Here is a 14,613-nt window from a genome sequence, read left to right as displayed (position 1 = left end):
CGCGCCTATTGGTCTGGACTAAGTCTGCGGAAGGCCGGTGGAAACCGACCTTCCGTTTCGACTTTCGGGCCCGGATCGAACCGGTTCGCGCGTCGGCGCTGAGCCGGTTCCGCCCGGCCCGGGTAAGCAGAAGCGGGCCGCATTCCCCCGGGAATGCGGCCCGCTTCCGTGTCTGTCGGCCGGGCCTGTCCACGGGCCCGTGAGGCCGCCGGGCTGCCCGAACGGGCAGCGCTCATACGCCGTGTGGCCAGGCGAAAAGCGGGTCCCGTCGGGATGCCTCTGGGGCCTGGGGGTCGGGCGCGCAAAAAGCCGTTCGGGCGCGCTGACGCCCCACCTGGACCATGGCTCGCGCCCGTATGTCGCGAGGTCTCAACTCGGGAAAGACTGCTGACAATTTCTGCTTTCGATCTTGCCCCCTGCGCGTTGAGTGGACTATACCTGTCGCGTCTGAGTCGCCGTAGTTCACGGCAGTGGGCCCGATGGTGAAGCGGCGCGTCTACCTGGCGTGCTGTCGTCATCGACGTCCCGGCGCATATGCAGAGCACATATCAGCTCCAACTGACCCGCGGTGTCGGGTCGTTCGCCATAGGCGGACGCGGTACGGGAGATCTGACACCGCCTGAGTCCTGTAGAAGGCGAGGACCCCAGATGGGATTCACCTCTGAATTCGGCCGTCGTGATCTGGTCAAGCGAACGGCTGCGATCGGGCTGATCTCCGTTCCCACCATGACGGCGTTGAGCGCGTGTGCAACGGGTGGCGGCGACGACACCAAGCAGGTCGAAAGGGGCAAGAAAACAGCGAAGAATCCGCTGGGGGTCAACGAGAGCGCCGGTCTTGACGTCGTCATCTTCGACGGCGGCTTCGGCGACGAATACGCCAAGGCCGCACAGGCGGAGTACGTGAAGGCGTACCCGAAGTCCGACGGGAAGATCAAGCATTCGGCGACGCAGAAGATCCAGGCGAAGCTGGCGCCGCGGTTCAACGGGGGTACGCCGCCGGATCTGATCGACAACTCGGGTGCGGAGCAGATGGATTTCGGCACGTTGGTGTCGAAGGACCAGCTCACGGATTTGCGGGAGTTGTTGGACGCGCCGTCGCTGGATGATCCGAACAAGAAGGTGCGGGACACGCTGCGGCCTGGCGTGTTGGAGATGGGGCAGTTCGAGGGGGACGAGGTCTGGGTCCTCTACTACGCCTACACCATCTACGGGGTGTGGTATTCGAAGTCGTTGCTGGCCAAGCACGGCTGGGAGTATCCGCAGACCTGGGACGAGATGTTGAAGTTGTGCGCGGAGGCGAAGAAGCAGGGGATCGCGGGGTGGACGTATCCGGGGAAGTACCCGTACTACCTGCCGTTCAGTCTGTATCCGTTCATCGCGAAGATCGGTGGCCGCGAGACGCTGGATGCCATCGACAACCTGGAGCCGAACGCGTGGAAGCACGACGCGGTGAAGGCCGCGTTCGAGGCGTATCACGAGTTGCAGGCCAAGGGGTACATCCTCAAGGGCACGCCGGGGCTGGATCATATTCAGTCGCAGGTGGCGTGGAACGAGGGGAAGGCGTTGTTCATCCCGAACGGTTCGTGGGTGGAGAACGAGACGAAGAAGACCACGCCGAAGAACTTCGACATGGGTGTGGGTGCGCCGTCGTCGTTGGATTCGGGGGACAAGCTGCCCTACGGGACGATCTGGGCCTCGGGTGGTGAGCCGTTCATCGTGCCGAAGAACGCGAAGCACCCGTGGGGTGGCATGGAGTTGCTGCGGATCATGTTGGGCACGAAGTCGACGCAGAACTTCATCCAGCAGGTGTCGTCGTTGTCTTCGCTGAACGGTGGCACGGAGGGTTTGCAGTTGCCGCCGGGGTTGGCGTCGGCGCAGGAGTTGTGGAAGAAGGCGGGGGATAACGTCGTCAATCCGCGGTTGCAGGACTGGTATGTGACGTTGCAGAAGGAGAAGATCGGGGTGGCCGCGCTGGGCGAGATGATGGCGGGGCGTATGTCGCCGAAGGAGTGCATGGCCAAGTGTCAGAAGTTCGCGGATGAGACGGCGAAGGACTCCGCGGTGAAGAAGTACCGGCACAAGTGAGGATGCGCTGGCAGTGGCGTATCCCGCGGGCGAGGAGTGGGGTCGGTAGCAGTGCGGCACGGTAAGTACGGCTTCATCGTGGGGTTTTTGGCCCTGCCGTTGGCGATTTACGCGGTCTTTGTGATCTCGCCGTTCGTCCAGGCCATCTACTATTCGTTCACGAATTGGAGTGGTCTGAGCTCGGATCTCCAGATGGTGGGGTTCGATAATTACCGTAAGTTGCTGGATGACGATGTGTTCTGGCATGCGTTGCGGAACAATCTGGTGTTGTTGCTGGTGTTGCCGTTGGTGACGCTCGGTATGGGGTTGTTCTTCGCCTTCATGTTGAATGTGGGTGGGCGGCGTAAGGGGGCGGTGGTCTCGGGTGTGCGGGGGTCGTCGCTGTACAAGGTGGTGTACTTCTTCCCGCAGGTGCTGTCGATCGCGATCGTGGCGTTGATCTTCCAGTTCGCGTACAACCCGAACAGTGGGGCGTTGAACTCGTTCCTGTCGGGGATCGGGTTGGACTCGGTGCAGCCCAACTGGTTGGGTGATCCGAGCCTGGCGCTGTGGTGTGTGATGGCGGTGATGGTGTGGAGCAACGTCGGGTTCTACGTGGTGTTGTTCTCGGCGGCGATGAGCACGATTCCCCGGGATTTCTACGAGGCGGCGTTGTTGGATGGCGCGAACCGGTTCACGACGTTCTTCCGGATCACGTTGCCGCTGCTGTGGGACACCGTGCAGACCGGTTGGGTGTACATGGGCATCCTGGCGTTGGACGCGTTCGCGGTGGTGCAGATCATGACGGTCGGTCCCGGTGGTCCTGACTACTCGACCGAGGTCCTGACGTGGTTCGTGTACACGAAGGGCATTCGGGACGGGCAGGCCGGTTACGCCACCGCGCTGGGTGTGGCACTGCTGATCGTCACGATGATCTTCGCGGCGATCGTCATGCGCCTCGGCCGCCGAGAAAGGCTGGAGTTCTGAGATGAGCCCGTTGTCTCACCCGTCTGCTCGCCCGAGCGAAAGCCAGCAGGGCCCGAACGCCGACCGACGCCGTGAAGTGGGGAGCGAAGCACCGTGACCGGACTGCCACCGAGCCACGCCCCCGACATGTCGGGCGTGAGCAAGGAAGATCCCACCACGCCCGTGAAAGTCGCGCCGCCGACGGTGTCGGGTGCCGGGCCAAAGCACGGGGACCGCACCGGTGGGGTGCTCAACGTGTTCTCGCACGGGATCCTGGCCGTGTGGGGGCTGTTGGTCACGCTGCCGCTGTTGTGGGCGGCGATGAGTTCCCTCAAGACCGACCGGGAGATCTTCACCTCGCCCTGGTCGCTGCCCTCGTCGCTGCATTTCCAGAACTGGTCCGACGCGTGGAACACCGCGAACATGGGCCGGTACTTCCTGAACTCGGCCGTCGTCGTCGCCGGTTCCCTCTTCGGCACCATGCTGCTTGGCGCCATGGCCGCCTACGTCCTGGCGCGGTTCGAGTTCCGTGGGAACCGGTTCATCTACTACCTGTTCGTCGGCGGCATGAGCTTCCCCATCGTGCTGGCGTTGGTGCCGCTGTACTTCGTGTTGCAGAACATGGAGATGCTCAACACCAAGCACGGCCTGATCCTGGTCTACATCGCGTACTCGCTGCCCTTCACGGTCTTCTTCCTGACCTCGTTCTTCAAAACCCTGCCCACCTCCGTGGCAGAGGCGGCGATGATCGACGGGGCCTCGCACACGCGCACGTTCTTCCAGGTCATGCTGCCCATGGCCAAACCAGGACTGATCAGCATCGGCATCTTCAACTTCCTGGGCCAGTGGAACCAGTACATGCTGCCCTACGTACTCAACCAGGGCGAGGAAAAGGACAAACTCCTCCCCCAGGGACTGGTGGAACTCGCCGTCTCCCAGGGATACAAAGGCAACTGGGCCGTCCTCTTCTCCGGCCTGCTCATCGCCATGATCCCCGTCCTCGCCGTCTACATCATCTTCCAACGCCAGGTCCAGGCCGGCCTGACCGCCGGAGCCCTGAAGTAGTCGTACCCGGCTGACCACGGCCCCGGACCCGCCCCGCGCGGGACCGGGGCCGCTGCCATGCCGTCCGGGCACCGCGTCGTGATCACGGGGGTCGGGCGGCAGCGCGGCCCCCTCCCGCGTTACGGTGTGCCGCTGCCGTTACGGTGTGCCGCCGCGCGGTGCCGCCGGCGTGATCGACGTCGCCGGCGCCGCGAAACCGCCGCTACCCAACGGGCCGCTGTCCGACGGGTGGCGGTGGTGCGTCGAGGACTTGACGAGTGGCAACCTGTACGGCTCAGCTTAGAGTTCACATGTTGGAGACATCGCCGGACCTCACCTGCGGTCCGGCCGGCGACCGGCCGTCGCGCCGTACGCCGAGGCGGGAGTGGATGGGCGTGGAGACTCCGGGATCGCAGTCGTCGCTGCACCGGGCCAACCTTGAGCGGGTCGTGCGCGCGGTGCGCATGGCGGGGTCCCTCACGCAGGCGGAGATCGCCCGTACGACGGGGCTCTCGGCCGCCACGGTCTCCAACATCGTCCGCGAGCTGAAGGACGGCGGCACCGTCGAGGTGACCCCGACCTCCGCCGGCGGTCGGCGGGCCCGCAGCGTCGCGCTGAGCGGCGACGCCGGCATCGTCGTCGGCGTCGACTTCGGCCACGCCCACCTGCGCGTCGCCGTCGGCAACCTGGCCCACCGGGTGCTCGCCGAGGAGACCGAGCCGCTGGACGTGGACGCCTCCGCCGCGCAGGGCATGGAACGCGCCGAGGCCCTGGTGGGACGGCTGATCGAGGCAAGCGGCATCGCGCCGGACAAGGTGATCGGCGTCGGGCTCGGCGTGCCGGGCCCCATCGACGTGGCCACCGGAACGCTGGGCTCCACCGCGATCCTGCCGGGCTGGGCCGGCGCCAACCCGCGCGACGACCTCGCGGCGCGCCTCGGCGTGCCCGTGTACGTGGACAACGACGCCAACCTGGGCGCGCTCGGCGAACTGGTGTGGGGGAGCGGCCGTGGCGTGGCCGACCTGGCGTACATCAAGGTCGCCAGTGGCGTCGGCGCGGGCCTGGTGATCAGCGGCCAGATCTACCGCGGGCCCGGCGGCACGGCCGGCGAGATCGGCCACATCACGCTGGACGAGTCGGGCCCGGTGTGCCGGTGCGGCAACCGCGGCTGCCTGGAGACCTTCACCGCCGCCCGCTACGTGCTGCCGCTGCTGCACTCCAGCCACGGCCCCGACCTGACCATGGAGCGCATGGTGGCGCTCGCGCGGGAGGGCGACCCCGGCTGCCGCCGGGTGGTCTCCGACGTCGGGCGGCACGTGGGCAGCGGCGTCGCCAACCTGTGCAACCTGCTCAACCCCAGCCGGGTCGTGCTCGGCGGCGACCTGGCCGAGGCCGGCGACCTGGTGCTCGACCCGATCCGCGACTCGGTCGCCCGGTACGCCATCCCGAGCGCCGCCCGGCAGCTCTCCGTGCTGCCGGGCGCCCTCGGCAGCCGGGCCGAGGTCCTCGGGGCGCTGGCCCTGGTGCTCAGCGAGATGGGCGACTCCACGCTCCTCGACGGCGCCGTCGCCACCGGCGCGCCGGCCCTGACCTGATCCGACCGGGCCTGTCCTCACGCAGCGGCGCCGCCCCGGCTCCTACCGGCTTCCGCGCACCCCCGCGCGCCCCGCGCCCGTACCCCGCGCCCGCACCCCGCGACCGCGCGGCCCCCGCGCCGTAACCTCCGCCTCGCCCGCCAGCGCCACCCCGCCCGAGCCGGAGACCAGGTCCCGGCCCGCCCGCCCGGGCGGCATGCGCCGCGCACCCGAGCCCAGCCCCGCCGTGGCCCGTCCAGCCTTGGCCCGCGCCCGCCCGCCGCCACCGCTGGCAGCCAGCCACCCGCCGTGCCCACCGCGCCCGCCTGCCCGTCTGCCTGCGACGAAGCTCTCTCGCCGGCCCCCGGCAAGGGCGCGCTCGCCCTGCCGACCGGCACCGCGCGCACCGCTGGCCGCGACGCTCGCGTCCCGCTCGATCCTAAGTTCACAGGCGTAATGAATGGCATCGTTGCCATCTCGTTAAGGATTTACTTCTTGACGCTTGTGTTACCGCCGAGTTGACTTCCAGCCACCTCGGCCGCAGTGACGGCCGCGTCAGGGAGGTACCCCATATGAACGCGACGCTCCGTCGTGTCGTCGTCGCCACCGCCGCGGTCAGCCTGACCGTCGGCCTTGCCGCGTGTGGCAAGGCCAAGGAGGCGGACGGCCGTGAGTCCAAGGACCGGAAGAAGGGCGACGCTCTTACGATCGGGCTCCTGCTGCCGGAAGACCAGACCGCGCGCTACGAGAACTTCGATCAGCCCTTGATCGAGAAGCGGGTCAAGGAGCTCTGCTCGGCCTGCGACGTCAAGTACGTGAACGCCAAGTCGGACGCGTCCGTCCAGCAGCAACAGGTCGATTCGATGATCACCAAGGACGTGGACGTGATCATCCTCGACTCGGTGGACTCGAAGTCCATCGCCAGTTCCGTCGAGAAGGCGCACGACGCCGACATCCCCGTCGTCGCCTACGACCGGCTGGCCGAGGGCCCCATCTCCGCCTACACCTCCTTCGACAACGCGGAGGTCGGCAAGGTCCAGGCCAGGTCGTTGCTGAAGGAGATCGGCGGCAAGGCCAAGAGCGGCCAGATCGTCATGCTCAACGGCTGGGAGGCCGACCCCAACGCCGCCATGTACAAGCAGGGCGCGCTCTCCGTGTTCAAGGGCAAGGTCAGGATCGGCAAGTCGTACGACGTGGAGAAGTGGCTGCCGAACCTCGCCAACGACAGCATGAACGGCGCCATCTCCTCGCTCGGCAAGGACAAGATCGTCGGCGTCTACTCGGCCAACGACGGCATGGCGGGCGGCGCCATCACCGCGCTGCGGCAGGGCGGCTTCGACAAGCTGCCGCCGGTCACCGGGCAGGACGCGGAACTCGCCGCCGTGCAGCGGATCATCGCCGGCGAGCAGTTCATGAGCGTCTACAAGTCGTACAAGATCGAGGCCAGGACGGCGGCCGAGATGGCGGTGGCCCTGGGCTGGGGCGAGGACGTGCCGGCGGGGACCACCGTGGACAGCCCGACCGAGAAGGACGTACCGGCCACCCTGATCCCCCCGGTCGCGCTGACCGTGGAGAACGTCAAGGACACGGTCCTCAAGGACGGCCTGTACCCGCTGGACAAGATCTGCACGGCGAAGTTCAGGAGCGCCTGTGAACGGGCCGGCCTGCGGTAGCCGACGTACCGACCGCGGCCGGTATCCCGCGGCTCACCCGAGTTCCGTACCCGCCGCCCCCGTCCGGGCGCGGCGCATCCCCCGCCCCGGGTAGGGCGGTGAAGGAGATGGTTGACGTGACCGCTACGCCCGTACTGGCGTTGCGCGGGATCTCCAAGCGATTCGGTGCCGTCCAGGCGCTCACCGACGTCGATCTGGAGGTCCGGGCCGGCGAGGTGGTCGCCCTGGTGGGCGACAACGGCGCCGGCAAATCCACCCTGGTCAAGACGATCGCCGGGGTCGGCCCCGCCGACGACGGCGTCATCGAGTGGCGGGGGCGTCCGGTGCGGGTCGACCGCCCGCACGACGCCCAGGCGCTGGGCATCGCGACCGTGTACCAGGACCTGGCGCTGTGCGACAACATCGACGTCGTCGGCAATCTCTTCCTCGGCCGGGAGATCACCCGCGCCGGCATCCTCGACGAGGTCGAGATGGAGCGCCGCTCGCGCGAGCTCCTGGACACGCTCTCGATCCGCATCCCGAGCGTGCGCATCCCCATCGCCTCGCTCTCCGGCGGGCAGCGGCAGACGGTGGCCATCGCCCGCTCCATGCTGGGCGAGCCCGGCCTGGTGATCCTGGACGAGCCGACCGCGGCGCTCGGCGTCGAGCAGACCGCGCAGGTGCTCGACCTGGTGGAGCGGCTGCGCGAGCGCGGCCTCGCGGTGATCCTCATCAGCCACAACATGGCCGACGTCAAGGCCGTGGCCGACCGGGTGGCGGTGCTCCGGCTGGGCCGTAACAACGGCACCTTCGACGTCAGGACCACCTCACAGGAGGACATCATCTCCGCGATCACCGGCGCCACCGACAACGCTGTCACCCGCCGTAAGGCCCGTACCTCGAACGCGGAGGACCACGCGTGAGCACCGACCTGAACAAGTCAGCCGACGAGCCACGCGAGGGCGCCGACACCACGGGAACGGACGCCGGCCGGCCGGCCGCGCCCCCCATCGAGGGCGCCCCCGCGGCCCCCGGCGCGGTCACCGCCGTCGACCCCCGCCTCCTCGTGCGCGAGGAGGGCGTGCGCGGGTACGTGCGGGAGTTCGGCCGCAAGCTGCGCGGCGGCGAACTCGGCTCGGTCCCCGTCGTGGTCGGCCTGGCCATCATCTGGGCCGTCTTCCAGTGGCGGGACTCGGCCTTCCTGTCCCCGAAGAACCTCTCCGACCTGTCCATCTACATCGTCGGCACCGGGATGATCTCGGTCGGCATCGTGCTCGTCCTGCTCCTCGGCGAGATCGACCTGTCGGTCGGCTCGGTCAGCGGCCTGGCCGCCGCCGTCCTCGCCGTGCTCTACGTCAACGAGGGCCTGGCCGAGTGGCAGGCCATCCTCATCGCCCTCGCCTCCGGCGCGGCGGCCGGGGCCGTGCACGGCTTCTTCTTCGCCCGCATCGGCGTTCCGGCGTTCGTCGTCACCCTGGCCGGGTTGCTGGCGTGGAACGGGCTGATGCTCCAGGTGCTCGGCACCACCGGCACCATCAACCTCGACCGCGACAGCTTCATCGTCCACCTGACCAGCCACTACTTCGTCTACATCGCCGTCGCCTACGGAGTGGCCGGGCTCGCCGTGGCGCTCTTCCTCGCCGCCCAGCTCCTCGACGCCAGACGCCGCCAGGCCGCGGGCGTGCCCTCCCGGCCGCTCGGCGAGATCCTGGCGCGCACCGCCGTGCTGGCCGTGCTGGCCTTCGCGGCGGCCTGGCGGCTCAACGAGTACAAGGGCCTGCCGCTGGCGCTGCTGATCTTCCTGGTGGTGCTGATCGGCTACGACGTCCTGCTGCGCCGCACCCGCTTCGGTCGCCAGGTCTTCGCCGTCGGCGGCGGCGTGGAGGCCGCGCGGCGGGCGGGCATCAACGTCGCCCTCGTCCGCATCGCCGTCTTCTCGATCTCCGGCCTCATGGCCTCGGTCGGCGGCCTGTTCATCGCCTCCCGGATCGCCGCGGCCAACCAGGGCGCCGGCACCGGAAACCTGCTGATGGAGGCCATCGCCGCGGCGGTCATCGGCGGCACCAGCCTCTTCGGTGGCCGGGGCAGCGTGTGGTCGGCGCTGCTCGGCATGCTCGTGATCGGCTCCATCGCCTCCGGCATGGCGCTGCTGGGCATCGAGGCGTCCGTGCAGTACATGATCACGGGTGGCGTGCTGCTCGCGGCTGTGGTAATTGACTCCGTTTCGCGTCGCACGCAGCGCTCGGCCGGGCGCGGCTAGCACCCCCAGCGGCCCCACGGAGCCCCGCCGCACGCCGGTGGGGCCCCGTGGGGCCGCGTTCGGGCCCGCCCCGGGGCGCTAGGGGGCCCGCGCGGGGCTCGCGTTCCAGCGCGCCGGGCGCACCCCGCGCCACGGCCCGCCGGGCGCGTGGGACCCCCGCGCGGGCGGACCGCCAACGACCGAGAACTGGACCACTCGCGTGAGTTACATCGCATTGGCCCAGCATCACCGTCAAGTGCGGAACATTAGACTCGTCAGACCGACAAGGCTCGACAGCTCTACACCAAGGAGGCGCAAGTGCCGAAGGAGCCGCGTGCAGCGCGTGCGGAGGCAGCGGACGGGTGGCGACTGCTGAGCCGTGTGAAGCGGCCTCGCGACCTCGACCGACTGAGCCTCGCGCAACTGGACGAGCTGGCGGCGGAGATCCGCTCCTTCCTCGTCGAGGAGGTCGCCAAGACCGGCGGCCACCTCGGACCCAACCTCGGTGTGGTCGAGCTGACCATCGCCCTGCACCGGGTCTTCGACTCCCCGAAGGACCGGGTGCTCTGGGACACCGGACACCAGTCGTACGTGCACAAGCTGCTTACGGGCCGTCAGGACTTCTCCAAACTCAAGGGCAAGGGCGGCCTGTCCGGCTACCCCTCCCGCGCCGAGTCCGAGCACGACGTCATCGAGAACAGCCACGCCTCCACGGTCCTCGGCTGGGCCGAGGGCATCGCCAAGGCCAACGAGCTGCGCCGCAAGAACGACCACGTGGTCGCCGTCATCGGCGACGGCGCGCTGACCGGCGGCATGGCCTGGGAGGCGCTGAACAACATCGCCGCCGCCAAGGACCGCCCGCTGGTCATCGTCGTCAACGACAACGAGCGCTCGTACGCGCCGACCATCGGCGGCCTCGCCAACCACCTGGCCACGCTGCGCACCACCGACGGCTACGAGCGCTTCCTCGCCCGTGGCAAGGACCTCCTGGAGCGCACCCCGGTCGTCGGCCGCCCGCTGTACGGCACGCTGCACGGCGCCAAGAAGGGCCTGAAGGACTTCATCGCGCCGCAGGGCATGTTCGAGGACCTGGGCCTGAAATACGTGGGGCCCATCGACGGCCACGACATCGAGGCGCTGGAGTCCGCGCTCGAGCGGGCCAAGCGGTTCGGCGGCCCGGTCATCGTGCACTGCCTGACCGAGAAGGGCCGCGGCTACACGCCGGCCCTCCAGGACGAGGCGGACCGCTTCCACGCCGTCGGCAAGATCCACCCCGACACCGGGTTGCCGATCTCCTCCTCCGGCGCCGACTGGACCTCGGTCTTCGGCGAGGAGATGGTCAAGCTCGGCCAGGAGCGCGACGACATCGTGGCCATCACGGCGGCCATGCTCCAGCCGGTGGGCCTGGAGAAGTTCGCCAAGGCGTTCCCGGACCGGGTCTTCGACGTGGGCATCGCCGAGCAGCACGGGGCCGTCTCCGCGGCGGGACTGGCCACCGGCGGCCTGCACCCGGTCTTCGCCGTCTACGCCACCTTCCTCAACCGCGCCTTCGACCAGGTGCTGATGGACGTGGCGCTGCACAAGTGCGGGGTGACCTTCGTCCTGGACCGGGCGGGGATCACCGGCACCGACGGCGCCTCGCACAACGGCATGTGGGACATGTCCATCCTCCAGGTCGTCCCGGGGCTGCGACTGGCCGCCCCGCGCGACGCGGACCAGGTCCGCGCCCAGCTCCGGGAGGCGGTCGAGGTCACCGACGCGCCGACCGTGGTGCGCTACTCCAAGGGCGCGGTGGGCCCGGCGGTCAAGGCCGTCAACCGGATCGGTGGCATGGACATCCTGCGCGAGCCGGCCCCCGAGGGCCGGGCCGCCGGCCGGGCCGACGTGCTGCTCGTCTCGATCGGCGCGCTCGCCCCGATGTGCCTCGAGGTCGCCGACCTGCTGGACAAGCAGGGCATCTCGACCACGGTGGTGGACCCGCGGTGGGTCAAGCCGGTCGACGAGGCGATGCCGGTGCTGGCCGAGCGGCACCGGGTGGTCATCACGGTCGAGGACAACAGCCGGGTGGGCGGCGTGGGCTCCGCCATCGCGCAGGCGCTGCGCGACGCGGGCGTGGACGTGCCGCTGCGCGACTTCGGCATCCCGCCGCGCTTCCTGGACCACGCGTCCCGCAAGGAGATCCTGGCCGAGATCGGCCTCACCGCGCCGGACATCGCGCGCCAGGTGACCGGCCTGGTGGCCAAGCTCGACGGCCGGTACGAGGCGGACGAGGCCGGCGCCCGCTCGGGCTCGGCGCAGCCCGCGCGCGACTAGCCTCCCGCCGGGCCGCCCCACGGCGCGCCCGCCCGACCGACCATGCCGGGTCGGCCCGCACGGCACACCACGCCGCGCGCGGCCGGCCCGGCATCGCGTTGCCGGGGCCCGCGCGGGCCCGAGCGCGGGCCGTGCGCCGTGGGCCGCACCGGGCCGTGCGCCGTGGGCCGCACCGGGCCGTGCGCCGTGGGCCGCGCCGGGGCGCGGCACCCAGGCCCGGGGCGTGGGCCGGGTGGTCCAGCGGGGGCGCCGCGCCCCGCGTCCCATCGGGTGAACCGGGGCGGTGTCGGCGGTGTGCGCGGTCGGCTGGCCCGTGTGGTGCGAGAGCTTGACGCGGACGCGCGATCGAGCCAGGGCGGAGGAACGCCGATGAGCACACGGGCACCCAGGAGGGGCCGGGGAGGCTACTTCCGCACCAAGACCGTCGAGCAGTCCATCCGCGACACCGAGGAGCCCGAGCACGCGCTGAACAAGTCCCTGTCCGCCCTCGACCTGACCGTCTTCGGCGTCGGGGTGGTCATCGGCACCGGCATCTTCGTGCTCACCGGACAGATCGCCAGGGACACCGCGGGCCCCTCCGTCGCGCTGGCCTTCCTGGTCTCCGGCCTCGTCTGCGCGTTGGCCGCCCTGTGCTACGCGGAGTTCGCCTCCACCGTGCCGGTCGCGGGCTCCGCGTACACCTTCTCGTACGCCTCGCTCGGCGAACTGCCCGCCTGGATCATCGGGTGGGACCTGATGCTGGAACTGGCGCTCGGCTGCGCGGTGGTCGCCGTCGGCTGGTCGGGCTACGTGCGTTCGCTGATGGACAACGTCGGCTGGCACCTGCCCGACTGGCTGTCCGGGGCCGGCCAGGCGGAGGGGTTCGGCTTCGACCTGCTCGCCTTCGTCCTGGTCGGACTGGTGACGGCGGTGCTGGTGGCGGGGATGAAGCTGTCCGCGCGGGTCACCTCGCTGGTCGTGGCGATCAAACTGGCGGTGGTGTTCCTGGTGATCGTGGCCGGCGCGTTCCTCGTCGAGGCCGACAACTACCGGCCGTTCATCCCACCGGCCGAGGGGACCGCCGACCAGGGCTCGGGGCTGGCCGCCCCGCTCATCCAGGTCATCTTCGGGTACGAACCGACGACCTTCGGCGTGCAGGGCGTCTTCACGGCGGCGGCCGTCGTCTTCTTCGCGTACATCGGCTTCGACATCGTGGCCACCGCCGCCGAGGAGACCCGGAACCCGCAGCGCGACGTGCCGCGCGGCCTGTTGGGCTCGCTGGCCATCTGCACGCTGCTCTACGTCGCCGTCTCGCTGGTGGTCACCGGCATGCGGAAGTACACCGAACTGACCGTGGACGCCCCGCTCGCCGACGCGTTCAAGGCCAGCGGGCACCCGTTCTACTCCGGCCTCATCAGCTTCGGCGCCGCGGTCGGACTGACGACGGTGTGCCTGATCCTGCTGCTCGGCCAGACCCGGGTGTTCTTCGCCATGAGCCGGGACGGGCTGCTGCCCCGGGCCTTCTCGCAGGTCCACCCGCGCTTCGGCACGCCCTACCGGTCCACCGTGCTGCTCGGCGCCGTGGTCGCCGTCATCGCCGGCTTCACCAGCCTGGCCGAACTGGCGGAGCTGGTGAACATCGGCACGCTGTTCGCCTTCGTCGTGGTCGCCATCGGCGTGGTCATCCTGCGCCGCACCCGCCCCGACCTGCCGCGCGGCTTCCGCGCCCCGCTGGTCCCCGCGCTGCCGGTGGCCTCCGTGCTGGCCTCGCTCTGGCTGATGCTCAACCTGCCGACCGAGACCTGGCTGCGCTTCGCGGCCTGGATGGCGCTCGGCTGCGTCATCTACGTCGCGTACGGCCGCTCCCACAGCCGCATGAGCGCGCCCACGAACCCGGGGGAGTAGGCCGCTGGGCCCCCCGCCTGGCCCCGCCGCGTGGGCAGGTGCGTCGGTGCGCGGATCGCCGCACCCGGACACGCGGTCCGAAAGCGGCGCGGCGGCGGGAATTGGGGGTCGTAAAACGTCGATTTCAGGACCGGGAAAAGCGATAGATGGCTCTGCCACTTCCCGGATCTCGTTGACGTTGTGATCCGTCGCCTGCGAATCTCGGTGAGGCTCGGCGGCTTTCCCATCGGGGGCGGCGCATTCGCCCGAGAAAAGCGCGCTGACGGAGCGGCTGACACAGTGACAGCGGGAGCGGCGTTGAGATTTCCAGTACGTGTGTCCGCGCTGGCTCTGGCCGGTGGCCTGGCGGTGGCGGGCTGCGCCAGCGACTCCGCGCCCGCCCCCGTGGAGTTCGCGTCACAGAAGGGACAGCCGCTCGGAAAGGCCGAGGAGCGGGCACGACAGGCCGGCCTGACCTTCTCGTCGCACGACGCCAGCGAGGGCGATCGGGCGCCACGCGCCGACTGGTCCGTGTGTTTCCAGTCCCAGCGCGAGCGGAGTATCGAGTTCGCCGTCGTCAGAAAAGCCGAAACGTGCCCCAGCGCGGACGGTCAGCCGATTCCCTGGTTACGGATGCCCGACGTGTCGGGGCGGCCGGTTTCCAGCGCGCGGGCCGAACTCACCGATATCGAGACGGCCCTGAGGAAGGGCGTCCGCCTGGTCGGAGCCCGCCCCGGCGTCAACCCGCACGCACACCCGGGCGACGGCGCGTCCGACTCCTGGACGGTCTGCTCCCAACGGCCCGCCCCGGGGACCGCCCTGGACGAGCGCTGGCAGGCCGAGGAGGACATCGAACTCCTCGTCATGCGGCCCGGTGCCCCGTGCCCATGAGCGGCGG

10 protein-coding genes are annotated in these 14,613 nt (G+C 69.7%); all 10 read left to right on the top strand.

Features of this window, described 5'->3' with window-relative positions:
- Nucleotides 1-648 precede the first annotated feature (648 nt).
- A complete protein-coding gene (gene ngcE, locus AC3CHW_RS06680; protein ID WP_488469877.1) occupies nt 649-2,085 on the top strand; it encodes an N-acetylglucosamine/diacetylchitobiose ABC transporter substrate-binding protein in 1,437 nt (478 codons plus the stop codon).
- Between the two features lie 51 nt (nt 2,086-2,136).
- On the top strand, nt 2,137-3,051 hold the full coding sequence (locus AC3CHW_RS06675) for a carbohydrate ABC transporter permease (protein ID WP_187063069.1): 915 nt from the start codon (nt 2,137-2,139) through the stop codon (nt 3,049-3,051).
- 126 nt (nt 3,052-3,177) lie between these two features.
- The gene (locus tag AC3CHW_RS06670) at nt 3,178-4,095 is read left to right on the top strand and encodes a carbohydrate ABC transporter permease (RefSeq protein WP_488470983.1); all 918 of its coding nucleotides are present in this window, start codon (nt 3,178-3,180) and stop codon (nt 4,093-4,095) included.
- A gap of 374 nt (nt 4,096-4,469) precedes the next feature.
- Nucleotides 4,470-5,669, top strand: coding sequence for an ROK family transcriptional regulator (locus AC3CHW_RS06665; protein WP_176166487.1), 1,200 nt, complete (start codon nt 4,470-4,472; stop codon nt 5,667-5,669).
- Nucleotides 5,670-6,220: 551 nt separating this feature from the next.
- Entirely contained in the window at nt 6,221-7,321 is a 1,101-nt protein-coding gene (locus tag AC3CHW_RS06660) for an ABC transporter substrate-binding protein (RefSeq protein WP_488469876.1), read from the top strand.
- Nucleotides 7,322-7,428: 107 nt separating this feature from the next.
- On the top strand, nt 7,429-8,223 hold the full coding sequence (locus AC3CHW_RS06655; RefSeq protein ID WP_187062495.1) for an ATP-binding cassette domain-containing protein: 795 nt from the start codon (nt 7,429-7,431) through the stop codon (nt 8,221-8,223).
- Nucleotides 8,220-9,560, top strand: a complete 1,341-nt coding sequence (locus tag AC3CHW_RS06650; RefSeq protein ID WP_398611186.1) for a sugar ABC transporter permease — start codon at nt 8,220-8,222, stop codon at nt 9,558-9,560. The genes AC3CHW_RS06655 and AC3CHW_RS06650 overlap by 4 nt, the downstream gene beginning before the upstream one ends.
- A gap of 348 nt (nt 9,561-9,908) precedes the next feature.
- The gene (gene dxs / locus AC3CHW_RS06645; protein WP_459250689.1) at nt 9,909-11,852 is read left to right on the top strand and encodes a 1-deoxy-D-xylulose-5-phosphate synthase; all 1,944 of its coding nucleotides are present in this window, start codon (nt 9,909-9,911) and stop codon (nt 11,850-11,852) included.
- 369 nt (nt 11,853-12,221) lie between these two features.
- On the top strand, nt 12,222-13,736 hold the full coding sequence (locus AC3CHW_RS06640) for an amino acid permease (RefSeq protein WP_488469875.1): 1,515 nt from the start codon (nt 12,222-12,224) through the stop codon (nt 13,734-13,736).
- A 315-nt stretch (nt 13,737-14,051) separates the two neighbouring features.
- On the top strand, nt 14,052-14,606 hold the full coding sequence (locus tag AC3CHW_RS06635) for a PASTA domain-containing protein (protein ID WP_488469874.1): 555 nt from the start codon (nt 14,052-14,054) through the stop codon (nt 14,604-14,606).
- Nucleotides 14,607-14,613: the final 7 nt, after the last annotated feature.

This window comes from Streptomyces sp. MGP-BFMKR1 (genome assembly GCF_057766585.1).
Note: the sequence above shows the minus strand (reverse complement) of the source record. Positions and strands in the feature narration are given on the sequence as shown.